Origin of the sequence: Petrimonas mucosa (assembly GCF_900095795.1) — a bacterium.
Taxonomy (GTDB): domain Bacteria; phylum Bacteroidota; class Bacteroidia; order Bacteroidales; family Dysgonomonadaceae; genus Petrimonas; species Petrimonas mucosa.
In genome coordinates, this window is record NZ_LT608328.1 from 2,171,898 (window position 1) to 2,196,221 (window position 24,324).

Annotated in this window: 22 protein-coding genes and 1 tRNA gene; 11 read left to right on the forward strand and 12 right to left on the reverse strand. The window is 48.9% G+C overall.

Annotated features, from left to right (window positions below; translation table 11 throughout):
• Positions 1-2: 2 nt before the first annotated feature.
• From ING2E5A_RS08790 to ING2E5A_RS08800, 3 genes are all read right to left on the reverse strand, one after another.
• Positions 3-1,919, reverse strand: a complete 1,917-nt coding sequence (locus tag ING2E5A_RS08790) for a biotin/lipoyl-containing protein (RefSeq protein ID WP_071137086.1) — start codon at positions 1,917-1,919, stop codon at positions 3-5.
• A 9-nt stretch (positions 1,920-1,928) separates the two neighbouring features.
• The gene (locus ING2E5A_RS08795) at positions 1,929-2,207 is read right to left on the reverse strand and encodes an OadG family transporter subunit (protein ID WP_071137087.1); all 279 of its coding nucleotides are present in this window, start codon (positions 2,205-2,207) and stop codon (positions 1,929-1,931) included.
• A gap of 222 nt (positions 2,208-2,429) precedes the next feature.
• Positions 2,430-3,665, reverse strand: a complete 1,236-nt coding sequence (locus ING2E5A_RS08800; RefSeq protein WP_071137088.1) for an S-adenosylmethionine:tRNA ribosyltransferase-isomerase — start codon at positions 3,663-3,665, stop codon at positions 2,430-2,432.
• Between the two features lie 108 nt (positions 3,666-3,773).
• Here ING2E5A_RS08800 and ING2E5A_RS08805 point away from each other — a divergent pair, with 108 nt between their 5' ends.
• The 3 genes from ING2E5A_RS08805 to udk are packed head-to-tail and all read left to right on the forward strand — an operon-like array spanning position 3,774 to position 6,094.
• On the forward strand, positions 3,774-4,826 hold the full coding sequence (locus tag ING2E5A_RS08805; RefSeq protein WP_071137089.1) for a DUF2027 domain-containing protein: 1,053 nt from the start codon (positions 3,774-3,776) through the stop codon (positions 4,824-4,826).
• A 27-nt stretch (positions 4,827-4,853) separates the two neighbouring features.
• Positions 4,854-5,450, forward strand: coding sequence for an NDR1/HIN1-like protein (locus ING2E5A_RS08810; RefSeq protein ID WP_071137090.1), 597 nt, complete (start codon positions 4,854-4,856; stop codon positions 5,448-5,450).
• Positions 5,451-5,479: 29 nt separating this feature from the next.
• Positions 5,480-6,094 carry a uridine kinase gene (udk, locus tag ING2E5A_RS08815; RefSeq protein WP_071137091.1) on the forward strand — a complete coding sequence of 205 codons (615 nt, stop codon included), beginning with the start codon at positions 5,480-5,482 and terminating at the stop codon, positions 6,092-6,094.
• Here udk and ING2E5A_RS08820 read toward each other — a convergent pair.
• The 7 genes from ING2E5A_RS08820 to ING2E5A_RS08850 all read right to left on the reverse strand — a co-directional run bounded on the left by ING2E5A_RS08820 (position 6,066) and on the right by ING2E5A_RS08850 (position 12,167).
• Positions 6,066-7,103 carry an NAD-dependent epimerase/dehydratase family protein gene (locus ING2E5A_RS08820; protein ID WP_071137092.1) on the reverse strand — a complete coding sequence of 346 codons (1,038 nt, stop codon included), beginning with the start codon at positions 7,101-7,103 and terminating at the stop codon, positions 6,066-6,068. The genes udk and ING2E5A_RS08820 overlap by 29 nt on opposite strands.
• A gap of 12 nt (positions 7,104-7,115) precedes the next feature.
• Positions 7,116-8,663, reverse strand: coding sequence for an ArnT family glycosyltransferase (locus ING2E5A_RS08825; RefSeq protein WP_071137093.1), 1,548 nt, complete (start codon positions 8,661-8,663; stop codon positions 7,116-7,118).
• Complete coding sequence (locus ING2E5A_RS08830; RefSeq protein WP_071137094.1) at positions 8,660-9,301, reverse strand: lipid-A-disaccharide synthase N-terminal domain-containing protein; 642 nt, start codon at positions 9,299-9,301, stop codon at positions 8,660-8,662. Before ING2E5A_RS08830 ends, ING2E5A_RS08825 begins: the two co-directional genes overlap by 4 nt.
• 5 nt (positions 9,302-9,306) lie before the next feature.
• Positions 9,307-10,047: a glycosyltransferase gene (locus ING2E5A_RS08835; RefSeq protein ID WP_071137095.1), complete on the reverse strand. Its 741-nt coding sequence runs from the start codon at positions 10,045-10,047 to the stop codon at positions 9,307-9,309.
• A gap of 196 nt (positions 10,048-10,243) precedes the next feature.
• A complete protein-coding gene (locus tag ING2E5A_RS08840; RefSeq protein ID WP_071137096.1) occupies positions 10,244-10,735 on the reverse strand; it encodes a BON domain-containing protein in 492 nt (163 codons plus the stop codon).
• Positions 10,736-10,839: 104 nt separating this feature from the next.
• A complete protein-coding gene (locus ING2E5A_RS08845; protein ID WP_071138290.1) occupies positions 10,840-11,688 on the reverse strand; it encodes a bifunctional methionine sulfoxide reductase B/A protein in 849 nt (282 codons plus the stop codon).
• A gap of 116 nt (positions 11,689-11,804) precedes the next feature.
• Positions 11,805-12,167 carry a hypothetical protein gene (locus ING2E5A_RS08850; RefSeq protein WP_071137097.1) on the reverse strand — a complete coding sequence of 121 codons (363 nt, stop codon included), beginning with the start codon at positions 12,165-12,167 and terminating at the stop codon, positions 11,805-11,807.
• A 129-nt stretch (positions 12,168-12,296) separates the two neighbouring features.
• Here ING2E5A_RS08850 and ahcY point away from each other — a divergent pair, with 129 nt between their 5' ends.
• Together ahcY and ING2E5A_RS08860 are read left to right on the forward strand one after the other, a co-directional pair.
• Complete coding sequence (ahcY, locus tag ING2E5A_RS08855; protein WP_071137098.1) at positions 12,297-13,715, forward strand: adenosylhomocysteinase; 1,419 nt, start codon at positions 12,297-12,299, stop codon at positions 13,713-13,715.
• A gap of 108 nt (positions 13,716-13,823) precedes the next feature.
• A tRNA-Lys gene (locus ING2E5A_RS08860) sits at positions 13,824-13,896 on the forward strand.
• A gap of 127 nt (positions 13,897-14,023) precedes the next feature.
• Here ING2E5A_RS08860 and ING2E5A_RS08865 read toward each other — a convergent pair.
• Positions 14,024-17,125 carry a glycosyl hydrolase gene (locus ING2E5A_RS08865; protein ID WP_071137099.1) on the reverse strand — a complete coding sequence of 1,034 codons (3,102 nt, stop codon included), beginning with the start codon at positions 17,123-17,125 and terminating at the stop codon, positions 14,024-14,026.
• A gap of 328 nt (positions 17,126-17,453) precedes the next feature.
• Positions 17,454-18,740 carry an O-acetylhomoserine aminocarboxypropyltransferase/cysteine synthase family protein gene (locus tag ING2E5A_RS08875; protein WP_071137101.1) on the reverse strand — a complete coding sequence of 429 codons (1,287 nt, stop codon included), beginning with the start codon at positions 18,738-18,740 and terminating at the stop codon, positions 17,454-17,456.
• A gap of 174 nt (positions 18,741-18,914) precedes the next feature.
• Between ING2E5A_RS08875 and ING2E5A_RS08880 the strand changes: the two genes are divergently transcribed.
• From ING2E5A_RS08880 to ING2E5A_RS08900, 6 genes are all read left to right on the forward strand, one after another.
• A complete protein-coding gene (locus tag ING2E5A_RS08880) occupies positions 18,915-19,385 on the forward strand; it encodes an Lrp/AsnC family transcriptional regulator (RefSeq protein WP_071137102.1) in 471 nt (156 codons plus the stop codon).
• A 168-nt stretch (positions 19,386-19,553) separates the two neighbouring features.
• Entirely contained in the window at positions 19,554-20,318 is a 765-nt protein-coding gene (locus ING2E5A_RS08885) for a cation transporter (RefSeq protein WP_231960364.1), read from the forward strand.
• Between the two features lie 246 nt (positions 20,319-20,564).
• On the forward strand, positions 20,565-20,723 hold the full coding sequence (locus ING2E5A_RS15340; protein ID WP_154670066.1) for a hypothetical protein: 159 nt from the start codon (positions 20,565-20,567) through the stop codon (positions 20,721-20,723).
• Positions 20,724-21,016: 293 nt separating this feature from the next.
• Positions 21,017-21,556 (forward strand): 30S ribosomal protein S16, encoded by a 540-nt coding sequence (locus ING2E5A_RS08890; RefSeq protein ID WP_071137103.1) that lies wholly within the window; start codon positions 21,017-21,019, stop codon positions 21,554-21,556.
• 185 nt (positions 21,557-21,741) lie between these two features.
• Positions 21,742-22,470 (forward strand): CDP-alcohol phosphatidyltransferase family protein, encoded by a 729-nt coding sequence (locus ING2E5A_RS08895; RefSeq protein ID WP_231960365.1) that lies wholly within the window; start codon positions 21,742-21,744, stop codon positions 22,468-22,470.
• 294 nt (positions 22,471-22,764) lie between these two features.
• Positions 22,765-24,324 (forward strand): sensor histidine kinase, encoded by a 1,560-nt coding sequence (locus ING2E5A_RS08900; RefSeq protein WP_071137104.1) that lies wholly within the window; start codon positions 22,765-22,767, stop codon positions 24,322-24,324.

Sequence of the window (24,324 nt, forward strand, 5' to 3'; positions counted from 1 at the left end):
GCCTATCTCATTTTAACAAGGACATCATCCTCTTCCACAGGGTCTCCATTCGAAAAGCAGATTTCAATCACCTGGCCGTTCTCTTCGGCAGCCACAGCATTGTAGGTTTTCATCGACTCGATGTAACCGACAATATCGCCTGCCTGAACCGAGTCCCCCACCTTTAGTGCTTTTCCCGAAGGATCTTTGGTCAGGTAAAACCTTCCCTCGAGCGGGGAGAGAACCTCCTTTGTCACTCCGCTAGAAAGAGGGGGCTGGGTTGCCGGCACGTTCGGCTGAGGCTGTAGGGTCTTCTCCACCGGATGAAATGGAACGCCATCGTTCTCAGGATAGGATATATAGACCCGGTACTCCTCGTTGTCCACATTTATCACCAACTGCCTGGGCTGGAAACTGCCACTCTCCCCGTTATTTGCAGGAGCCGGCACTGGCGTTGGGTGAGGCTGTTCTGCCGTTGCAGCAGCTCTTCGCCTGGCCAGGTCCTCATTGAACGCCTTTTTGGCGGCACCCGACTTATACGCCCTATACTGTTCTGGATGCATGGCAAGCTCGAACAGCTCTTCGTCGTCTTCTCCGAAATCCCAGTTGTTCCGCCTCATTTCTGCCCGGAACTCGTTCAGCTGGTCGGGATAAAGATCCTGCGGGTTCCCCGCGTAAAACTCCTTACCCTGCTCTTTTATCAGCTGAACGATTTCTGGAGCCAGCGTTCCGGGTAGCTTACCCGATCTGCCCAGGATCATGTCCCATATATTGTCGGCGATAACAGACCATCGCTCCTTCCCTCTTTCAATCTGCATGACGTTCATCAATGCCAGGTTCTTCACATACTGACTGAAGGGGGTAACCAATGGCGGGTTCCCGATCTTGGGCCAGACGTATGCAACCTCGTCGAAAAGCTTGATCAGCAGATCATCGAGTGTAATCTCCTCTTTTCCGTTCTTGGCCAGCCACCTGTTCAATGAGGCCAGGTTGCTCTCCAGATCGGCCATCAGGCTACCCATCATCCCCCCGGGAAGTCCCGGTCCGATCAGCAGCGAGTTCATCAACCTGTTCTTAGGGTTGATGTAATAGCCCAGAAAATCGTCGATATATTTCTGTGTCAGGGAGCGGACCTTCATATAGGCCTTCATGTTGATATCGGGAACAATGAAACCTGCATCCTTGAGCATCGCCTGCACGGCGAGCACGTCGGCATGTCCCGTTCCCCACGCCAGCGGCTCCATGGCCGTATCGACATAGTCAACCCCCGCATAGGCCGCCTCAAGTATGGAAGCCATCTGGAATCCCGGCCCGGCATGCCCATGGTAGGTAACAGGAACATCGGGATGTCGCTCCTTGATGGTCCGGACAATCTTGCCAACGGTTGCCGGACGGGCAATTCCGGCCATATCTTTTACACAGATCTCATCCGCGCCCATTTCAATCAGCGTGTCGGCCAGCTCGGTATAATACTCCACGGTATGCACTTCAGAAACAGTAAGACTCAATGCAGCCTGCGAAATCATGCCGGCCTCCTTGGCGTACCGGATGGATCCCTCCAGGTTACGCGGATCGTTCAACCCGTCGAACGACCGGGCAATATCTGTCCCCTGCTTCTTCTTCACATGAAACATCAACCGTCTGACATCAGCCGGAACAGGACTCATCCGGATGCCGTTCAAGCCCCGCTCAAGCATATGGGTCTGAATGCCTGCATCATTAAACGGCTGGGTCCATTTCCGGACAGCCACATTCGGATTTTCACCGAAGAGCAGATTGATCTGTTCAAACCCGCCTCCATTGGTCTCCACCCGGGCAAAGCAACCCATGTCGATAATTGCCGGAGCCACCTCCAGCAACTGGTCAACCGTTGGGACATACTTCCCCGACGATTGCCACATGTCTCTGTATAATAAACTGAATTTAATCTCCTTAGCCATGTCTATTATCTACTTTTCAATTTTGTCGATTTTGTCGATTTTCTCAATTTTCCCCTTTCCTCCGGTTACGGCTTCAACAGCAGCAATAACCGCGGCAATTTTTGCAGGATTGGTGGGTTTAGCCTTCCCCTTGACAATCTCTTTTCTCTTGGCCATGGTCTCCTCCGGAACAAACCGGTTGGTAAGATAAATTACCCCATTTCCAATTAAACCCACCAGATAAAGTATGACAAACACAGTTGTCAAGCCCACCAGTAAAAGTCCCAGTGCTTCGTTGATATTTTCCATAAAACCACCTTATTTTCAGATTGATAACCCATTAATGCATTAACGAGGGAAAGCAATTTAAAATTTTAATGTATAAGTTTAATGCACAAATATAATAAAATATTTTACAACAAAGGCATAAAATATTCCAAACAGAAACAAATCGAGACCAAAATCTTTCTGATTGCAAGTCTCGACATACACAAACTGCAAAGAAATCTCCTCGTTGCATCCAAAACAGGATCAGTGACTTGCGGTGAGCCAGAGCAACGAGCTGTCGCCATAGCTCAGAAAACGGTAATTGTTCTGCAAGGCGTACTGGTAGAGATCACGCCACCGCTCGCCGATACATGCTGCTATCAGCAGAAGCAGCGTGCTCTGGGGTTGGTGGAAGTTGGTGACGATCGCCTGGGGATAATGAAACCTGTAGCCGGGAACGATCATGACCTGGGTATGGGCAATCAACTGATCGGCACTGTTCCTGTCGAGATAATCGATAATCGCTTTCAGAGCAAGCTGCGGTGAGACAGGAGTCTCCTCTTCATATGGTTCCCATTGGGAAACCAGCAGTTCATCCGGTTTGATGTCGGGATGGAGCAACACTCTCTTTCCCAGGTAATAGAGACTCTCCACGGTTCGCATCGACGTGGTTCCCACCACAATCAGCTTGTTTCTGTTTTCATACAACGCCTGTACCGTTTCTCTCGAAACGGATATGAACTCAGTGTGCATATCGTGATCGCCGATGGTTTCCGACTTGACCGGCTTGAAGGTGCCGGCACCGACATGCAATGTTACACGGGCTATGCGAATACCTCTCTTTTCAAGCGACGCCATCACCTCGGGAGTAAAATGGAGGCCCGCCGTAGGAGCAGCCACCGATCCCTCCACTTCGGAATAGACCGTTTGGTAGGTCTCGTCATCGCTCGCTTCGGAATTGCGGTTCAAATAAGGAGGAATAGGCAGTTTCCCTGCTACCTCCAGCAATTCGGAAAAGGTCACTTCCGGTCTGTCCCACGAAAACTCAACCACCGTATCATTTCCGTTCTTGGCAATTTTCCTGGCCGAGAGCAACAGCTCCGACCCCTCCATGACGATTCGCATCTGCAACACCTCATCCTTCCACCGTTTTGCGTTGCCAATCATGCAATGCCAGGAGCAGCCTCTCCTTTGCTGGAAATTTTCGGAATAATCGCGCGGTGAATGGGGTGAAAGGCAAAACACCTCGATCAGCGCCCCGCTACCCTTTTCGAAGATCAGCCGGGCATGTATCACCCGGGTATCGTTGAAGATCATCAGGCTGCCTTCCGGTATCTCTTCGGCAATCGACGAGAAGGCGAGGGTGGATATCTGGTTGTTGCAGAAAAGCAACAGCTTGGAAGCATCTCTTTTGGGGAGTGGATATTTGGCAATCTTTTCCTGGGGAAGCGTATAGTTGTAGTCGGCGATCCTGACTTTTTCGGCGTCACATTTTTTCATTTTTAAGAAAATTAGTCTTTTTTTATTCCGTTTTCAGCAAATAATCCGACAAAATTAGGCAACTTTGCGCTTGCATCAAAAAAAGCATTTAAGAAACTGAGCGCTCCAATGAGAAAATTACAAGTCGGCGACAAGGTCAGGTTTCTGAACACCGTTGGTGGTGGACAGGTGAAGAGTTTTTTAAACAAGCAACTGGTTATTGTGGAAGAGGAGAACGGATTCGACATCCCGGTGCTGATTTCTGAATGTGTGGTTGTAGAAACCGCCGGCAACGAAAAGTTGGGACAACCGGCACCCGAACCCTCCAGCAAGGAACCGGAACCGGTGGCACGTATTGAAGCAGCTGAACCGGTTACCGAAACCATTGAAGGCGAGAAAATCACCACTTGTCTGCTCTTTCTGCCTGTCGATGCCCGCAACATGACCCAGACCTCGTTCGAATGCTATTTTGTAAACGACAGCAACTATTTTCTCTTTCTCAACTACATGAGCCGGGAGAACAACTCCTGGAAGAGCCGCTACAACGGTATCGTCGAGCCTAATACCCAGATCTTCATCGAGGAGTTCGACAAATCGCAACTGAACGACCTGGAGAAAGTTTGTGTCCAGTTCGTATCGTTCAAGCAGAACAAAACATTCCGGTTCAAGAGCCCTGTTTCGGTAGAGTTGCGTATCGACACGGTGAAGTTCTACAAACTGCACTGCTTCACCGAAAACGACTATTTCGACGAGAATGCGCTGGTTTATTATATCACCCGGAACGATATTCCAGAGCGGGAAATGGTGGTATCAGCCGCAGATCTCCAGCGAGCCATGCAGGAGAAGAGTCTTGCTGATGAGCATCCCCGCGTACGGAAAACAGAAAAGAGGGAACAGCAGCCGGTGATTGAGGTGGACCTTCATATCAGTGAACTGATCGACAATACCGAAGGCATGAGTAATACCGAGATGCTCGAATACCAGCTCTCCAAATTCAATGAAATAATGCAGGAGAACATTAAACGAAAAGGACAGAAGATTGTCTTTATTCATGGCAAGGGTGATGGTGTGCTAAAAAATGCGTTGCTCGGTGAAGTCAGGAAAAAATACAGAAACTGCTACTGCCAGGATGCCTCATTCCGCGAATATGGGTATGGTGCGACCATGATAACGATCCGATAATTAACAAACATATACATACATAGAGAGATGAAACAAACAGTGCTAATACTTTTATTGCTGATTATCCCGCTGTCAAGCTGTGACGTGTTGAATCAGGTGAGTGGAGTAATTCAGTTATCCCAGTGCGATTACAAGTACAACTCCATTTCCGATATCCAGCTGGCCGGGATAAACTTGGGGAATGGTTCAACCATCTCGCTTTCGAACTTCACCACCATATCGAGCATCCTTACCGGGGGAAATCTACAGACCATCCCCTTCAGTATGACCCTCAACATGGATGTGACCAATCCCAATCGGGCAGCCGCATTTCTAAACGCTCTCGAGTATGTTATCGAGATCAATGAAATGGAGTTTACAACCGGCAAGATTGATGTTCCGCTTCGCGTGGAACCCGGTCAAACGGCAGTACTGCCGATATCGGTCGGCGTGGATATTAAAAATCTGATTAACAGATATTCACGTAACCGTGTAGCCCGAGAGATGAGTGGTTTTCTGGGGTTGTCTTCCGACCCGACCAAGGTAACTGTAAAGCTCTGGCCCAAACTTATGGTGGGAAATAACCTGGTAAAGGTTCCCGCACCCATTCCCGTTGAATTCACCTTTGGGGGAAACAACCGATAACCCCTATCCGTTTAAAACCTGTTCGATTTATGTTTATTATTGGTATTGCCGGAGGTTCCGGCTCAGGAAAGACCACGCTGGTCAACTCCATCCTGGAGAGGGTTCCCTACGACCAGATCTCACTGCTCACGCAAGACTCCTACTATAAAGACAGCAGCCATCTGCCCATCGAGCAACGGCGGGTATTGAACTTCGACCACCCCGATGCCATCGAATGGGAACTGATGATGGAACATATTCAACTGCTGAAATCGGGACATGAGATTGATGCACCCACCTACTCCTACCTCACCTGTACCCGTCAACCCGAGACGGTGAGGGTAAAACCCAACAAGATCCTGCTGATCGAAGGGATTCTGATTCTCACCCAACCCGAACTGTGCGAGGAGATGGATATGCGTATCTATCTGGAGGTGGAGTCCGACTATCGGCTCTCGCGCATCATCGAACGCGATATGGAGTCGCGAGGTAGATCAGCCCATGATGTAATAAAACGTTACTACCAGACCGTACGGCCCATGCACGAGGAGTTTATCAAACCGTCGCGCGAACGTGCCGACATGCTGGTGATGGGCGGAGGATTGAACAGCAAGGCTGCCGATTTTATCTCGTCGGCTATTCTGGGCAAGCTACATGAGCGATAACTTCTGACTGGTAACGGCAGAACCAGTCGTAAAACTCCCTGATACCCTTTTCCACCGGTGTGGAGGGCTTATAGCCAAACTCGCTCTCCAGCAAGGAGGTGCTGGCATAGGTGACCGCCACATCCCCCGGTTGCATTCCTGCCATCTCCATAATGGCCCTCTTGCCGGTTACCCGCTCGATGATGCCGATAAACTCCATCAACTGTACCGGCGATGAACATCCCATGTTGTAAACGACACCGGGAACATCACTTTTGGGCGGAACCGGCACAATCTTCACCACCCCCTCCACCACATCGTCGATATAGGTGAAGTCGCGCGACATCTCCCCGTTGTTGAAGACCCGGATGGTCTCGCCCTTCGTGATGGCCGACATAAAGAGCCAGGGTGCCATGTCGGGCCGTCCCCACGGTCCATATACGGTAAAAAAGCGGATGCCGGTTGTGGGCAACTTGTAGAGCCGGCTGTAGGCATAGGCCAGCAATTCGTTCGTCTTCTTCGTGGCGGCATAGAGGCTGACCGGATGATCGGTCCGGGCCGACTCACGGTAAGGAACCGGGGTATCATCGCCATATACGCTGCTGGAGCTGGCATATACCAGATGCTGAATGGAGGAGTGGCGACAAGCCTCGAGCAGGTGAGTGAACCCCACGATGTTCGACTGGATATAGCTGTCGGGATTGATGAGCGAATACCTGACCCCCGCCTGTGCCGCCAAGTGAACCACATGGGTAAACCCCTCCTCCCTGAACAGGTCATACAGGGCCTCCCGATCGGTCAGATCGAGCTTCAAGAAGCGGTAGTTCGGGTATTTGCGACTCTGTACCCACCGACCGGGCAGCACCTCCTCCTTAGGTATTCCCGAATCGGCCAAGCGGGCAAACTTCAACTCCAAATCGTAGTAGTCGTTGATGTTGTCGATTCCTGCCACTTCAATTCCATCGGCAGCCGCTCTTTCAACAATATGGTGACCGATAAAGCCGGCAACGCCGGTAACCAACAGTTTCATTCCTATTCTACCTTATAACTTGACAATCCAATTATTTCCCACACGATGCCGCTCCTTGCCAGCCAGGAAATCTCTGATCTCCCGCTCTTTCCTGACCGTTTTATCGGAGAGCATCAGTACTCCCCCATCCAGCCTCTCTTGCAGGATCTCCTCCCTGTCGGCAAAGATCACATCCTTCTTCAGAAACACATCCATATTCTCGGCCCGTCTGATACCGTAAACATAGTAGTTGGAGGTCTGCTTTTCGGCAGCAAGGCCGACCGCGGTTTCACACAACTCCCTCCATCCCAAGTAACGATTCATTTCCGGCATGGAGAGTCCGGCAACAAAGAGTGTCAGCAATACCCCTGTGGCCATCACCCGGATCGAACGGTAGAGCTGCTTTTTCACCAGCAGGTACAATACTGCCACCCCGCAAAGAGAGATGATAGCCGCCGCAAGTTGTACCAGCGGGAAGCCGGCATAAAAGGCATCTTCCCGTCGCGAAAGAAAGAGAAGAAGAACCGGCAATGCCGGGGCAAAGATCAGGGCCGGGATCGCCAGCGAGAGACGCAGCCAGCCGTTCTCCTCACCAAACTTCCGCAGCAGCAGGGCGGTCAGATAGATAAAGAAGGGAAAGGCCGGAAGGAGATAGACAGCCAGTTTAGAGCTGATCAGCGACAACATCAGCAGTGAGGAGAGGATTACAGTCAGAAAGAACTGCTCCACTTCACGCTGGATATTGCGACGCACCGCGCCGGCGATGATTAGTCCGACGGCGAGAAACATCCAGGGTGCCAGGGAGTACCAGACCGTAATGCCGTAGTAGTAAAAGGGCTCCTTGTGGTGGAAGGCATTGATGCCCCGGTCTACCGTCTGGTGGACCAGCAGGTTGTGCAGATAACCGCTCCCCGCCTCCAGGTAGACGCCGGCAAACCAGATGGCACAGCCCAGCAGCAGCACCAGCAGGCTTTTCCAGCCCCAGTAGTCACTCCAGGTGTGGAGTCTGCGCCTGTAGAGGAGGAAAATCAGTGTTGAAACAAGCGGAACCAGAATCCCCACAGGTCCTTTGGAAAAGAGGGCAAGGAAAACATAGAGCGGGAAGAGGAGGCTGTCACGTTTGCGGCCCCTTCCCCGGTAGATCTTGAAAAAGGTGTGTAGGGCCAGGACGATGAACATGCACATCAGCATATCCATCCGTACCACCAGGGCAAGACCGGTAAAAAGTCCGGTAGTCATCATCATCAGGCTGGCCAGGTTCAGGTCGACACCCTCCTCCCGGCGCACCCAGACGGACATCGTCCGCACGATAACGACGGCTGGAAGAAACGACAGCAGGGAGAGGAACCAGATCCGGTGTCCGCCCAACAGCAACTTGCCCGCCATCATCAGCCAGAAGTAGAGCGGTGGCTTATCGGCATAGGGTATCCCCTGGTTGGTGAATGTGAAGAGGTGCCCACTCTGCAGCGCCTCGTCCACAATGCTCAGATAACGCAGCTCGTTGTCGGGTGTGTAGTCACGCAGCAACATGACCGGCAACAAGGCAGCAAACCAGATCAGGTAAAGGTAATTTCTCTTCATGCGGCAACCTTTTTTCCTATTGCACAACCGATCATGATGTTCCGGACGTAAACCACGAACCCAAACAGCTGTCCGATGATCAGCACCGGATCAAGCCTGAAGATCCCGTAGGCGATGATGGTGGCCGAACCCAGCAGGCTGATCACCCAAAAGCCGACCGGCAATACCGATTCATGCTGCTGCCTCGAACAGATCCATTGATAGATGAAGCGGAAAGTGAAGAGGATCTGTCCGGCCGAACCGAACAGAAGCAGCCAGAAGGGAACATGCCTATTCTGAAAGAAGGTGGCGGTAAAGGCCGGGATATCGCGAAGCAAAAACAGGGTGGCCGCAACCGGGGTAAACAGCAGCAGAAACCTGAATGGCATTGCGATCTTTTTCCAGATCCCCTTCACCCCCAGATTCCAGAGGTAGATATAATAGGAGATGACCTGTCCGAGGATAATGGCAAAATCGTCCCGGAGAACACCATATACGAATAGCAGGTAGGAGCCGAAGATGCTCAGGATCCAGAAGGCAGGTGGAGAGAGGATTTTCCGGGCCTTCTCGGTAACAATCCATTGATACAACAGGCGGGCCGAAAAGAAGGCCTGTGCCAGGAAACCGATCACATATATCCAGACCGGGCTTGCTTGCATGATAATTAAAGATTTGTGGTTACTACACGATAATTGATATAACGACGCTTCATCCAGCGGTAGGCAAAGCAGTCGACAAAAGGTCCGGTAAGGCGGTTCCACAAGTGATATTTCGATTTCCCCGCCAGACGGGGATAGTGTCTCACCGGCACCTGCTGTACGCTACCCTCCTGCAGCAGGATGAGAGCCGGAAGAAACCGGTGCATCCCCTTGAACATGGGAAGCCGCCGGGCATATCCGGTATCCATCACCTTCAGCGGACAGCCGGTGTCTGAAACACCGTCGCCCGTCATCATCCGACGGAAACCGTTGGCAATCCTGGATTGCAGGTTCTTGAAAAGGGAGTCCTTGCGGTTGGCACGGATGCCGGTGACCAACACATGGCTCTCCAGACCAGGCAGTAGCAGGTTGAAATCCTCCACATCGGTCTGCATATCGGCATCCATGTAACCCACATACTTCGAACAGCAGTGATCGAAGCCAGCCTTGAGCGCGGCACTGAGTCCACCGTTCCGGTCCAGGTCGAGATAAAAAAAGTGGGGATGCCGTTCACACACCTGCCGGATGCGGTTTCCACTCTCGTCGGTGGAGCCGTCATTGACAAACAGCACGCATGTCTTGTAGAGGGCCTGGGGTAGATAGTTGCTGAGGGATTGCTCCAGCCGGTCAATATTCTCCTCCTCATTGTAGACCGGAACAATAATGGTAAAGGTGTACTGTTCCGTCTGATTCTTGTCAGTCTGCATAACCTTATTTCAACCCAATCTCATCATTGATGGTGGGATAAATTGCAAAGTTTATCGGTGTTAAATCTCATTTTATAGAAAGTGCCACAAGATGGCAGGTGATCTCCCCGATTTGGGGATTTGAACAAAAGGAGGATGCAATCCAGATATCGATTACACCCTCCTTGCCTCATGATGGCGACCGATTTCAAACCGTTCATTTAACGGTGATGTTGTTGATCACCTGATTCGGTTTCAACGAGTCTACCCTCTCCAGCAGTGCCGGCAGATCTCTTTTGCGGATCTCACCTGTCAGGGTGACAATCCCCTCTTTCACCTCAGCCTTGACAGCTTCAAACCCTTTCGACTTGAACAGGTCGGCCAGGCCGGTATTGAGCAGGGAGTCAACAGCGGTAAAATCGGGAGCAGGTGGAACCACCTCGATGTTATTTACCACCGATTTCACATGTTCAACAGCAGCCACCGTACTGTCTGCAAGTGATTTTGACGTCTCGTCCTTTACCGTGCCCGATAATGTGGCCACCTGGTCCATCACCGAAACAGAGACACCGGAAAAATCCGGATTCAAGGCCAATACCGCCTGAACGGCGGTTTGCACATCGGCATCATTCACCTTTTTGCAGGAGGTTGCCACACCCCCCACTGCAAGCATCAATGCGAGCACCGATACCAAACGAATCGTTTTCATAACTCACTCTTTTAATTGGTTAAACTTTCTATCATTCTATATTTAAACGATGTACAGTTAAAACGCTACCCGTCAATGAAAAGTTGTTTAAAAAAAACTAAAGATCAGAAAATTGGAGTGTAGCGATGGCAATAGGGAGTGCTCCCCTTATGTTCATAATACTGTTGATGGTAATCTTCCGCCTTCCAGAAGGTAGACACCGGCCTGAGCATGGTGGCCACCTCATATCCCTTGGCCGTCAGCATGCCGATATACTTCTCGGCTATCTCCTTCTCCTGCGGCGAGGAGTAGAAGATACAGGAGAGGTATTGCGGTCCGATATCGGGACCCTGTCCGTTGGTCTGGGTGAAGTCGTGGGTTTCGAAGAAGAGCTTTACCATCTCTTCATAGGTGGTCTGCGCCGGATCGAAGAGAACTTCGGTCGTCTCCAGGTGTCCGGTCTTTTTTTGACAGACCTGCTGATAGGTGGGGTTCTCCACATGACCGCCCATAAATCCTACAGCGGTTGCCTTTACCCCCTTGGCCTTCATGAAAAAGTATTCGGTTCCCCAGAAGCAGCCCGACGCAAAGTAGCACTTTCGCAGATCGGGACGGTCTGCAGGAATAAACTTCATGGAGATGGAATTGACACAGTGACGTGTCTGTTTGGCTGTAAAACCTTCGCCGAGAAAGAGGTGACCCAAGTGTGCCCCGCAATTGTTGCAGAGAATTTCGGTCCGTCTACCGTCGGCATCCGGAACCCTTCTGACCGCACCGGCAATCTCATCGTCGAACGACGGCCATCCACAATGTGAATCGAACTTGTCCTCAGAGCGGTAGAGCGGCGCGTCGCACCGTTTGCAGAGATAGGTCCCTGCTGCCTTGTTATTCAACAACGCTCCGGAAAAGGGGCGTTCAGTTCCTTTATGCAGGATCACATGCTCCTCTTCGGGTGTCAATGGATTGTATCCCATAGTCGTATTTTTTTTAAAGTTGATCTCCTTTTTACTTTCACTCCTTTGCGCACAAGCAATGAGGCTAATCATGGAAAAAGCCAGCATGAGTAACATTTGTGTAATTGAAACCGGTTTCATCTGCTGTGATTCTTTGTCAAGTTTCCCGTTACAAAGATGTAACTTAAAAAACGATATCGTCTCCGCGACTTCAAGTAATCGGGGTTTGCTTCATTCTCAAACGCCTCCCGCTCAAATCCGATGTTTCTGTAGGCGACTAGCCGATCCCTGTAAACCAGCCATTTGATCAGCCATTCCACCACATACCAAAGGTAGAATCCGATAACCAGCAGCTCCAGCATCTGTCGCGTGTGGATCAACTCGTGGTTGATGATCTCACTGTTCGGTAGCGGTTGTTCCTTCCGGGCAAACAGGATTCCAAAGAGATTGATCGCGCGGAAACCCTTTACGGGAAGGTACCTGGAATAGATGATCTTCATTCTCTCTCCCTCTCTAAAGCCTTAACGTATGCGAAAAGAGGCAACAAATTCATTGATTGCCGGTCTCAAAGGTAGAAAACATTCCCTAAAATGTGTAACTTTGTAGGCTTAAAAATAAATAAAACGAACATGGACAAAAATTTCGCATTGGATCTGCCTTACAAGGTAGCAGATATCTCCCTGGCCGATTTCGGACGGAAAGAAATTGAGATCGCCGAACATGAAATGCCGGGATTGATGTCGATCCGTAAAAAATATGCTCAGGAAAAGCCGCTACGGGGAGCCCGGGTCATGGGCTCACTGCATATGACCGTACAGACTGCCGTACTGATCGAAACATTGGTCGAGCTAGGTGCCGATGTACGTTGGGCCAGCTGCAACATCTTCTCCACCCAGGATCATGCCGCCGCTGCAATTGCCGCCGCCGGGATCCCGGTCTTTGCCTGGAAGGGAGAGACACTTGAGGAGTATTGGTGGTGTACCGAAATGGCACTCCGTTTTCCCGGGGGAAAGGGACCGAACCTGATTGTCGACGATGGTGGCGACGCCTCGTTGCTCGTCCATATGGGTTACCGCGCAGAGATCGATCCCAAAACCATCGACCGGGAAGGAAGCAACCGGGAGGAGCAGATTGTGCTGGATACGTTGAACCGCATCCTGAAGGAGGACAATCAACGCTGGCACCGCACCGTTGCCGAATTGAAAGGAATATCTGAGGAGACCACAACCGGTGTGCACCGGTTGTACCAGATGATGGAGAACGGAGAGTTGCTGGTTCCCGCCATCAATGTGAACGACTCGGTTACCAAATCGAAATTCGACAACCTGTATGGTTGCCGTGAATCACTGGCCGACGGTATAAAACGGGCGACCGATGTCATGATAGCCGGCAAAGTGGTAGTTGTGCTAGGCTACGGTGACGTTGGAAAAGGTTGTGCCCGATCAATGCGCTCCTACGGTGCAAGGGTTATCGTCACGGAGATCGATCCCATATGCGCCCTGCAGGCAGCCATGGAGGGATTCGAAGTAACTACCATGGAGGAGGCAGTGAAAGAGGGAAACATCTTTGTGACCACCACCGGCAACCGGGATGTGGTAACCATCGATCATATGCTGCAGATGAAGGATCAGGCCATTGTCTGCAACATTGGCCATTTCGACAATGAGATCCAGGTAGACAAGCTGGTTAGCTATCCGGGAATTGTCCATACCAATATCAAGCCGCAGGTGGACAAATACACCTTTCCGACGGGAAACTCGATTTTCCTGCTGGCCGAAGGGCGGTTGGTAAATCTGGGCTGTGCAACTGGACACCCTTCGTTTGTGATGAGCAACTCATTTACAAACCAGACCCTGGCTCAGATTGATTTGTGGAAAAACAACTACGAGATTGGGGTTTACAGGCTCCCGAAACGGCTCGACGAGGAGGTCGCCAGACTCCACCTGGAGCAGATCGGGGTTAAACTGACAACCCTTACAGCCGAACAGGCCCGATACATCGGAGTAGAAGTCGACGGTCCCTATAAACCGGAACACTATAGGTATTAATCGATTATCAAAACTTTGGGAAAAATATGGCAATTTTATCCCTATAAGTTTTGTTAATTCGATTTTTTACCATACCTTTGCACTCGCTTTTGAAAGAAAGCACAGGCTGATTCGCTAGCTCAGTTGGTAGAGCACATCCCTTTTAAGGATGGGGTCCTGGGTTCGAGCCCCAGGCGGATCACTAAAAGAAAACCAACACTTTAGCATATGGAAAGCGACTCACGAAAGTAAGCCGCTTTTTTATTTTCTACGCATTTACGCTTTCGGACAAAATTGATCGGTCAACCCGATATCATCCCCCTCGAGTTTTACCGCGAATATTTCAACAACTCAAAATCGTCGAAGAGTCCGTAGTCGATCAACTGATACGCTTCGCCAGGAATTGGCTTCTTGATCCCTTTCCAGTGCCAGGGAGAGACGAACCCTTTTTCGGGACTATTGTAGTGAGGACCCAACAGGTTCTTGTGGCTGCCGACTACCCGTACAGCCACCTTGTTTTTCCCGGGTTGCAGATGGGAGGTGATATCCAAACGGAAGGGATCAAACCCGATGATGCCTGCTTTTTCACCATTCACATAGACCTCCGCCACAGTACCGTTCCACTTACCAAGTTGAACCATATAGCTTCCACCAACTTCATCCAACTGGTAATCCTTGCTGTATTGAACCTCCCATGAGTAGAAAGGCATCCGTTGGCTTTTCCAGCTCCCCAACTGCAACTCCTGGACGGGAGCAGTGATACTCCACCCAATCCCTTCGGGGATCACGCCAAAATCACCCAGGATATAAACAGGCTCTATCTCTGCCAGAAGTTTCATCGGACTCAGGCTCAGTTCAACCACGTTCTCCCCGTGCTTCAACAAACTGCCTGCAGGATAGACGCCAAACGATCTATCGAGCCACCACTCGCCGTCAAGGGTTTCTGCTTCTACTCCATTCACCCTGACCGTGAAGAGGCAGGGACGTTCGGCTACCAGTCGGAAGGCAGAGTAATCGACCGTTTGATCAATCCTGAAATGGTATTTGGCGGTATACCCTCCCGACTTGAAAGTGTCTCTATCTACTATGTTTCGCCGGTATTGCACAGATGTGTTCCAGGGGTTGCCCGCTCTAAATCCGTGTGCCTTGAATGCCCTGTCTGAGGCTTCCGACACGTGGATCTGTCTGAATGTCTCATTTTGCAGGTGCAAGTCGCAAAAGTCGACGGGCAAAACATTTTCCCTTGTTCGCTTCATGGTTGTCCTGTTGAGTGAGGGCAAGGTTGTCGCAGACTGCTGCAACTCTCTTGCGGGGAATTTCTCGCTCCCTTTTCCTATGAAAAGCAACAGGCTTCCAGCCGGCTCCACTTCAAAGGTGACACTCCCCTTGCCATTGGCAGGATAGGTGTAGATCTTACCGGTGAGCGCATCCAGTTCATAGAGTGCGTTTCCTTCAGGATAGGCGAGCTGTACAGATGTTTTTTCATCCATCGACGAATTGACCAGGAAGATGAGCTCCCCATCTGCATACCTTCTGCGCTGGTGATACAGATTCCCGTTCTCGTGACTGATACGGACCACATTCTCCCCTTTCAGCTTCTCAATTAACTCACTGGTCAGGCGCTCTTCCCGGTTTACCTTTTCAGATCTTATCAGGCCTATAAGCTCTGCTCTTTTTTCTCCATCGACGTTTTCCGGCTCTGAGAAGCAGATCAATCTTCCTCCCTCTGACAGGAACTGTTGCAATAAGAAGAAGGTATGCCGACTGATATTTTCGGTGTGTGGTGGCACTATTATGGTGGAATAGCCTGCTTTTCCAATCACAAATTTCCCCTTGACAATCTTGCCTTGATCTTTGATGATATTCTCGGAGGCGAGATCATATTCAACCTGACTCTTCTCGAGCGCGGTGATGAAGGCCTGAAAGCTTTCACCAATTTGTATCAGACGGGGATTACTTTTTGTGTGGGAATAATAGCTCCAAAGGGTGGAATTGGGCTCAATTACGGCAATGCAATTCTCCTGACTCCCCTCACTCAGCAGATAGGAGAGTCTGGCAAAATAATCGTTCAACACCTTATAGTTGCTCCACCAAGGTGAGTGGTAGGTGAATACAGGAGGATAATCATATTTACGGGCACCTGTCAGCGTCTGGTGCGACAGATGCTGGTTCATGTAGTTTACCCCCAGCACATATTCCCAGTCGCCCAACCGTTTCAGGTCCTTGAAGGTAACCTCCCATCCGCCACCGCCGTATGTCTCGCTGAGCGTGCGTTTGTAACCCATCTGGTTGGCTACACTGCGCAGTTCTTTCACGGCCCGTATATTTCCGAACTGCGCCTGGGGCGATTGCTCGTTGAACTGATTGAAAAGCATATCGATGCCCGGCATCTGGTGCCATGCATACATTGCCATGTTGTCGGGCCCGTCGTTCATGTTGGGCCATCCATGCTCCCAGTAATGGCCGGTCCATATCAGATTGTTCTTCTCCGTGTATGCATGCCAGGGCTTGGCCCATCGGTCGATAAAGAGCTGTAGCAGTGTCTCCATGTAATGATAGCGGACCCTCTTCCACTCACCCGTCTCTTCACTCAGCAGAGGTAGAAACAGTTTCAGATCGTATCCCCACCTCTTTTCGAACTGCTCAAACAGATCGGGTGTCCATCGGAGGCCTCCCGATGTGACGATATTGGGCTCATCTGTAAAAATTCCCGGTATGGTCTTCCCGAACTGGTTGCCAACTTGCTTCTCATACCCCCTCATCGTGGTTTCAATGAATTTCTCCGTCACACCCGGCAGAAGCAGATCGACATAGGAAAAACCTCCATACCAGTCGCCCTTTTCATAATAGGTTTTTCGATAGAGATAGAAATCTCCCGTTTCTCCTGCATACTCCGTCATCTCTTCTGTGATATCCTTCCAGGAATCATTTTCCCGCAGCAAACAGAGAAAGACCGAACCGATATCTTCCGGCAGTTGTGTGGCTCTTTCCAGCTCAAGCCCCTGCCCCTGATTAAAAGAGTCGGGATAGTCGGCTGGGACATGTCCCCCGGCAAAGCCACTGGGATAGGAGTTCTCATCGTAGATCCAGACAGAGATGCCGTATTGCCGGGCTACCTCCGTTGCATGTTGATATAGCGACAACCACTCCTCCGATAGATATTCGGTAACAAGTCCGGGACGAGGATGAATAAAAAAGCCACCAAATCCTTTATTGTGCAAATCTGCTACCATTCTGTCGATTTCTGCGTTGGTAACCACTTCGTTGAAAACCAGCAACGGCGCAGACCGGAATGAGTTATCGGGATACGGAAAGTTCTTCTCGATATCTCGAAAGCTGTGAATCTGTTGCTTTTCACATCCTGAAAAAAGAGCGATAATTAGGCAAAGAACTATTGCGGATAACAGGTTGACAATTTTTCTAGTTTCCATCGTGTATATGTTTTTTATGGTTACCTATTCATTCTTGCCCAACTATGACCGTACCGGCAGAAAGAGTCCGGAATATCGTTTCTCGCAAAGTCGGAAAGTTGTAATCTATTATGGATTCGGGGTGTTTGCAAACAATCTCAATGATACGAAACACCACACTGGCACAAATTTAGCGATTTATAAGAAAGTCAGCGTGAAAAACAGAAAAAATCACCCGATTCTTGACAAGAATCCTTGATTCATCCTATCCTCCCCTGTACCAAGAGAGGCTAAGAGATTAATAATTCAGGTCAGGAATCAGGTGATATACAAGAGTGGTCAATCGCAGCTAAATCTTATCCAGGGCCTGGCTCAGATCGGCAATCAGGTCATCGATATGCTCTGTTCCGATTGAGAGACGTACGGTGCCCGGATAGATCTCCTGCTCTGCCAGTTCGGTTGCGCTGAGTTGCGAGTGAGTGGTGCTTGCCGGATGAATAACCAACGACTTCACATCTGCCACATTGGCCAGCAATGAGAAGATCTCCAGGCTGTCGATAAAACGGAACGCCTCTTCCTGTCCCCCATTGACATCGAAGGTAAAGATGGAACCTGCACCTCTTGGAAAATAGCGTTGATACAGTTGATGGTCGGGATGGTCGGGAAGTGATGGATGGTTCACCCGTTTTACCTTCGGATGGTTATTCAGGAAGGCTACTACTTTCAATGCATTCTCCACATGGCGTTCTATACGCAATGAGAGGGTTTCGAGACCCTGTAACAGGATAAAGGCGTTGAAGGGACTGATGGCCGCTCCGGTGTCGCGCAACAGCGTGGCACGGATACGGATAATGTAGGCCGCCGCTCCGGCAACATCAGTAAAGCGTACTCCATGATAGCTGGGTTCGGGTTCGGTCAGTTGTGGAAATTTTCCGGATGCTACCCAGTCGAACTTCCCGGAATCAACAATTACACCTCCCAGCGATGAACCATGTCCCCCGATAAATTTTGTAGCAGAGTGTACCACGATGTCGGCACCATGTTCAATGGGGCGTATAAGATAGGGCGTACCGAAAGTATTGTCTACAATTAAAGGTATCTTATGCCGGTGGGCAATTTCAGATAGAGCCTCAATATCGATGATATTTGAATGGGGATTGCCCAATGTCTCAATGAAGAGAGCCTTCGTATTCTCACGGATAGCCTTCTCGAAGTTCGACAGATCTGACGGATCGACAAAAGTGGTTGTCACACCGTAATTGGGGAGAGTATGTGCAAGCAGGTTATAACTCCCGCCATATATGGTCTTGGCGGAAACAATATGATCGCCTGCGCGGGTGATATTCTCGAACGCATAGGTGACGGCGGCAGCACCTGAAGCGACGGCCAATCCCGCCACACCTCCCTCAAGGGCGGCTATGCGTTGTTCAAATACCCCCTGTGTGGAGTTGGTAAGACGTCCATAGATGTTTCCTGCATCCTGCAGGCTGAAACGGGCCGCTGCATGGGCTGCATTATGAAATACATAAGAGGCGGTCTGATAAATAGGTACTGCACGGGCATCCGTTGCCGGATCTGGTTGTTCCTGTCCCACGTGAACCTGTAAAGTCTCGAAATGTAACTTTTCTCTTGCCATAAACCAAATATTAAATGATTAATTAATTTATAATTTTCCAACAAAGATAGAATGTGCAGAATTATCAAACAATGTGTTTAAAATATTTGGAATATATTACTATATTTGCACTTTAGTATAGAATATAATCACTATTTCATATATGTAAAACAGCATCTAAAAGAATATTATTCTATGGGTACTTTCGACAAGTTGGATAAAGTAGATTTGATGATACTCCGCACATTGCAGGAGAATGCCCGTTTGACCACCAAAGAGCTGGCCGCCAGGGTCAACCTCTCCTCCACCCCTGTTTTCGAAAGGCTCAAACGGCTGGAAGCGGGAGGGTACATCAAGAAATATATTGCCGTGCTGGATGCCGAAAAGCTCAACCAGGGATTTATCGTGTTCTGCAGGGTAAAGCTTCGCCGTCTCAATAGGGATATCGCGGCAGATTTTTCACGGATTGTCCAGGAGATTCCCGAAGTCACCGAATGTTATAACATATCGGGAAGCTACGACTACCTCCTGAAGATTCATGCCCCCAATATGAAGTATTACCAGGAGTTTATCCTCAATGTATTGGGAACCATCGAGAGTCTGGGATCACTCGAAAGCACCTTTGTCATGGCTGAGCTGAAGCATCAATATGGAATAAGCTTATGATATTCAATCACTATTTTGACTATTTTTGCATGTTGCGTCCCCTCTGCCGCTTGCCTGCCGAATGGGAAGGGTAATCGTTGTCGGCGCACCGGAGATGATAACCGATAGATACGAAAAATTGAGTAAACTTGATTGATGATGAAGATTACAACAATAAATGTCTCTAAAATGGACTGCCCGAGTGAGGAGCAGCTGATTCGCATGAAATTGCAAAACTTCAATGCTGTAAAGTCATTGGAGTTTGATATTCCAGACAGGAGAGTGACCATCTATCATGATGGCGAAGCAGAATCGATCCTATTGGCCCTGGAGACACTGAACCTGAATACCACGCTGATTTCAACCGTTGAGGCCGACACCATGGTTAAGAGAGAGGGCAACAGCAACCAAAGGAGGTTGCTTTGGGCCGTATTGACGATCAACCTGGTTTTCTTTGGAGTGGAAATATTGTCGGGCATACTCTCCAATTCGATGGGGCTGGTAGCAGACAGCCTCGACATGCTTGCCGACAGCATCGTCTACGCATTGGCACTCTTTGCTGTTGGAGGGACGGTTGCCAGAAAAAATGAGATTGCCAGGTTTGCAGGTTACTTCCAGATCATATTGGCGGTTATCGGTTTTATCGAGGTGATCAGGCGCTTTTTAGGCTTTGAACGGATGCCCGACTTTAAAACGATGATTATCGTCTCGACTCTGGCATTGATGGCAAACATACTCTGCCTCTACCTGCTGCAAAGAGAGAGGAGTAAAGAGTCGCACATGCAGGCGAGCATGATTTTCACTTCAAACGATGTCGTTGTCAATTCGGGAGTGATTGTGGCCGGGCTTTTGGTGAATTGGCTCAATTCAAGCCTGCCCGATTTGATTGTCGGGGCAACAGTGTTTGTAGTAGTAACAAGAGGCGCCTACACCATATTGAGATTGGCGAAATAAGAGCAGCCAAATCGTCAATATACCTGAAAAGGGGTAGTTTCAAACTGAATTCATCACAAAGATACAATAGACAATGAGAATCCAAGGCTTGATACTGTTTGCGTCCTCTCTCCTCCTGCTTTTGGGATCCTGCACGCCGGGCCGCCAGGAGAATGAATAGGGGATTACTGATGGCCACGATCTGCCAGATGCTAACCACCGAAGAGGATAACCTCTGGAACTATACCACCGCCGACGGGAAAAATAGTGGCACAACCTTTCCTACTCTTCGGCACCATCGGCCTGAAGAGAGAGGAGTACCTCGAGGTATGGAAAGGGTTCGACCATTTCCCCAAAAACGACGAGGTGATCCGCAGCCTGCCGGTGAGAAATCCGGCCATATGGTTCTGGTCTTCTGTAGGCTAGACAACTAACTACCGTGAAATGGACGGTTTATCGACCGGTTCTCTCACACTCGAGTGGAGGATTATAAAAATAGTTTACCCTTTTTATTGTAATTATCTGAAAATCGACTATCTTTGCAGTCGCAAAATGAGAGAGGGTCAAACTTGCAGTAAGTCGAAAATAGCCTATTCTGTCGAGTAATCTAGTTTTTGATTTGCAAATCATTGATTACCAAGGTGATCCGCAAAACTCTAACTTTCAGGAAGAGTTTTGATTCATTGACTGAAATTAATAACTTTAACAAAGACTACTAAATGGCAACAAAACTGCGTTTACAAAGAAGAGGCCGTAAAAATTACGCCTTTTACCAGATTATCGTTGCAGATAGCAGAGCTCCACGTGATGGAAAGTACATTGAAAGGATCGGATCTTATAATCCGAACACAAATCCTGCTACTATCACTTTAGACTTCGACAGAGCTTTGTATTGGCTGCAAGTGGGAGCACAACCCACAGACACCGTTCGTAATATTTTGTCCAGCGAAGGGGTATTGATGAAAAAGCACCTTTTGGGAGGTGTGGCTAAGGGAGCTTTCGATGAAGCTGAAGCTGAAAAGAGGTTCGAAGCATGGAAAAACTCCAAGTTACAGACCACTCAAAAGTTGAAAAAACAGGATGAAGAAGCTAGACTGGCAGCTGAAAAAGCACGCCTGGAAGCTGAAAAAGAGGTGAACAAAGCCAAAGCTGAAGCGTTGGCAAAGAAAAAAGCCGAAGCTGAAGCCGCCAACAATCCGGTAACTGAAGAGACCCCGGAAGCAACTGAAACAGAGGCTGTAGAACCGCAAGCAGAATAACAGATTCACTGTATACTTCTTTGAAAATGCGCCCTATCGGCGCATTTTTTGCCTTTCATAAAAATTGTTAACTTTTTTTAAACATAAAATCTCCCTTACAAATTCGCATCATCCGTTTTAAAAGCTAAATTTGCAATACGATATAAGTTTGCAGGAATAGAATTCCGCACGGAAAATCTACGGAAATGAAAAAAGAGACAAAAGAACGAATGGTTAAAACGCTAAATATCATAGCGAAAGACCGAAAGAGGACCAACATATTGAAAAACTCCGAGCAGAAGTTAATAGCATACCTGGTTCAGAAAATTCCGTCGTGGATCAATTCAGATGGGCTGACAGCCATCGGATTCTTTGGAAACGTCTTGGTTGCGTCGAGCATTGTGATGGGGGCCTTTTTCAGTCGCTACTGGCTACTCATGACCATTGCCGGCTTCATCATCAACTGGTTTGGTGACTCGCTAGACGGCAGAATTGCCTATTACCGCAACAATCCACGCAAATGGTACGGCTTTTCGCTGGATATCACGGTCGACTGGGTCGGGACCATATTGATAGGACTCGCCTATATGATTTATGCGGAAGGTGCCTGGAAATACCTTGGCTTTCTATTTGTCGTCTTGTACGGATGGCAGATGATCACGGCACAGTTAAGGTATAAGGTGGGTGGACAATACTCTATCGATTCCGGCATATTCGGCCCCACCGAAGTACGCATTATCCTGGGAGCAATCATCACGCTGGAGGTGTTTATCCCCCACTCGATATATTATCTCACCACGTTTGCCACAGCTTTTCTGCTCTACTCAAATTTTGTAGAGGCGCGGAAATTACTGAAAATTGCCAATCAACGCGATATCGAAGAGAAAAGGATAAAAGCGGAGGAGATACAGAAGCAGAACAGGGAGAACGCCTGATTCGAACTGATAACAGCATTGAAAACCCGATACCGACCTATCGGGTTTTTTGTTGACAATCGGTCCCGGGCAACCCTAAACAACTCATCGGCAACGCAAATTTTCCTAAAAAACCATCTTATCGCCTCGCCATTCTCTTAAATAATGTTGTAGCCTTGGCTATTTTTGATTTTTTTATAATTTTAAGGGGATATGTTAAACAAAAAAGCGGTTTATTTGTTAAATTGATAATATAAAACGATCTTTAAAATTTTTAATTTTGTCAACTAAAACGGAGACAGGTAAAGCAAAAGTATGAAAAAGTCGACTATCTGGTTGCTTGCGGTGGTTATGTTTGTTGCTTTCTTCTCGCTGCTCTTTCTTCAGTTAAGATACATGAAGACGAGCATGTCGGTGAGAGAACAGCAGTTTGACGAAATGGTGAAACGAAGCCTGATCAATGTATCGAGAGATCTGGAACAGGAGCAGACCCGGCGCTACCTTGAGGAGGATATGCTGGAATCTGAAAGCAGATACTCCCAGTACAAGCGATCCGGATCTTCCACCACCATCGTTACAGAACAGTCACAGACAAGCATTACCAATCCCGATGGAAGCGAGACCAAGATTGAAGAGTTCATCCAGAACCGAAGCACAGTCGACAGGATAGGACGTGGCGGAGTATTCCTTTCACCGAGACACGGCATGAATACGATCTCCAAGACGTCGTTCGACCTGCAACAATCCTTCTCGAAGCGGTATCTGTACGAACAGGCACTGATGAATGAAGTCATCCTGAAACTCCTGTACAGGGCAAGCAACGATCCAATTGAAGAGCGGATAAACTTTTACGATCTCGACAAGTATATCCGGGCTGAATTGCTGAACAGTGCGTTAAACGTACCTTACAGTTTTCAGGTTGTAGATTTCAACAACAGGGTTGTATACGCTTCACCAGGATTCTCGTCGCGGGACGAAAAATCGGTTTATACCCAGGTTCTCTTTCCGAACGATCCGCCATCGCGACTCAATTCGTTGAAAGTCTACTTCCCTACGAAGCGTGACTATGTGTACAGCGAGCTCACCTTTTTCGTGCCGTCGATGATTTTCACGTTCATCCTGCTGTTCACTTTCATCTTCACGATAGTAAGCCTTTTCAGGCAAAAGAGGCTGTCGGAAATGAAAAACGACTTTATCAACAACATGACGCATGAACTGAAAACACCCGTATCCACCATATCACTGGCTTCACAAATGCTGAAGGACGAATCCATCACAAAATCACCGGAGGTGTTCAAGCATGTGACGGGTGTGATCAATGACGAGACAAAACGGTTGAGTTTCCAGGTTGAAAAAGTATTGCAGATGTCGCTGTTTGACAAGCAGAAAGCTACACTGAAGATCAAGGAGGTAGATATAAACGACATCATTGTCAATGTGGCCAATACCCACATACTGAAGGTAGAGAAGTTCAACGGTGAACTCGATATCGATCTGCAGGCAGAGAATACGACAGTAAATATTGATGAGATGCACTTTACCAACGTGCTTTTCAATCTGCTTGATAATGCGTTGAAGTACAAGAAGGAGGAGGTTCCGCCCAAATTGATGATCCGGACCCGGAACGAGGGGAACAAGATCATCATTTCTGTTGAAGACAACGGAATCGGAATCAAGAAAGAAGATGTGAAAAAGATATTTGACCGGTTTTATCGCGTTTCCACCGGGAACATTCACGATGTGAAAGGGTTTGGACTTGGACTTGCTTACGTGAAAAAAATCGTAACAGACTTGGGGGGATCAATTCGCGCTGAAAGCGAGTTGGGCAAAGGAACAAAATTTTTAATAAGTTTACCCGTTATAACACAGAAATAA

What these genes read in the sequence shown, in the direction of transcription:
- ahcY (WP_071137098.1), top strand. Translation starts at nt 12,297, where the DNA reads ATGGACAAAAATTTCGCATTGGATCTGCCTTACAAGGTAGCAGATATC.
- ING2E5A_RS08900 (WP_071137104.1), top strand. Translation starts at nt 22,765, where the DNA reads ATGAAAAAGTCGACTATCTGGTTGCTTGCGGTGGTTATGTTTGTTGCT.
- ING2E5A_RS08895 (WP_231960365.1), top strand. Translation starts at nt 21,742, where the DNA reads ATGAAAAAAGAGACAAAAGAACGAATGGTTAAAACGCTAAATATCATA.
- ING2E5A_RS08840 (WP_071137096.1), bottom strand. Translation starts at nt 10,735, where the DNA reads ATGAAAACGATTCGTTTGGTATCGGTGCTCGCATTGATGCTTGCAGTG.
- ING2E5A_RS08825 (WP_071137093.1), bottom strand. Translation starts at nt 8,663, where the DNA reads ATGAAGAGAAATTACCTTTACCTGATCTGGTTTGCTGCCTTGTTGCCG.
- ING2E5A_RS08850 (WP_071137097.1), bottom strand. Translation starts at nt 12,167, where the DNA reads ATGAAGATCATCTATTCCAGGTACCTTCCCGTAAAGGGTTTCCGCGCG.
- ING2E5A_RS08820 (WP_071137092.1), bottom strand. Translation starts at nt 7,103, where the DNA reads ATGAAACTGTTGGTTACCGGCGTTGCCGGCTTTATCGGTCACCATATT.
- ING2E5A_RS08790 (WP_071137086.1), bottom strand. Translation starts at nt 1,919, where the DNA reads ATGGCTAAGGAGATTAAATTCAGTTTATTATACAGAGACATGTGGCAA.
- ING2E5A_RS08810 (WP_071137090.1), top strand. Translation starts at nt 4,854, where the DNA reads ATGAAACAAACAGTGCTAATACTTTTATTGCTGATTATCCCGCTGTCA.
- ING2E5A_RS08835 (WP_071137095.1), bottom strand. Translation starts at nt 10,047, where the DNA reads ATGCAGACTGACAAGAATCAGACGGAACAGTACACCTTTACCATTATT.
- ING2E5A_RS08865 (WP_071137099.1), bottom strand. Translation starts at nt 17,125, where the DNA reads ATGGAAACTAGAAAAATTGTCAACCTGTTATCCGCAATAGTTCTTTGC.
- ING2E5A_RS08800 (WP_071137088.1), bottom strand. Translation starts at nt 3,665, where the DNA reads ATGAAAAAATGTGACGCCGAAAAAGTCAGGATCGCCGACTACAACTAT.
- ING2E5A_RS08805 (WP_071137089.1), top strand. Translation starts at nt 3,774, where the DNA reads ATGAGAAAATTACAAGTCGGCGACAAGGTCAGGTTTCTGAACACCGTT.
- ING2E5A_RS08830 (WP_071137094.1), bottom strand. Translation starts at nt 9,301, where the DNA reads ATGCAAGCAAGCCCGGTCTGGATATATGTGATCGGTTTCCTGGCACAG.
- ING2E5A_RS08890 (WP_071137103.1), top strand. Translation starts at nt 21,017, where the DNA reads ATGGCAACAAAACTGCGTTTACAAAGAAGAGGCCGTAAAAATTACGCC.
- udk (WP_071137091.1), top strand. Translation starts at nt 5,480, where the DNA reads ATGTTTATTATTGGTATTGCCGGAGGTTCCGGCTCAGGAAAGACCACG.
- ING2E5A_RS08795 (WP_071137087.1), bottom strand. Translation starts at nt 2,207, where the DNA reads ATGGAAAATATCAACGAAGCACTGGGACTTTTACTGGTGGGCTTGACA.
- ING2E5A_RS08845 (WP_071138290.1), bottom strand. Translation starts at nt 11,688, where the DNA reads ATGGGATACAATCCATTGACACCCGAAGAGGAGCATGTGATCCTGCAT.
- ING2E5A_RS08875 (WP_071137101.1), bottom strand. Translation starts at nt 18,740, where the DNA reads ATGGCAAGAGAAAAGTTACATTTCGAGACTTTACAGGTTCACGTGGGA.
- ING2E5A_RS08880 (WP_071137102.1), top strand. Translation starts at nt 18,915, where the DNA reads ATGGGTACTTTCGACAAGTTGGATAAAGTAGATTTGATGATACTCCGC.
- ING2E5A_RS08885 (WP_231960364.1), top strand. Translation starts at nt 19,554, where the DNA reads ATGGACTGCCCGAGTGAGGAGCAGCTGATTCGCATGAAATTGCAAAAC.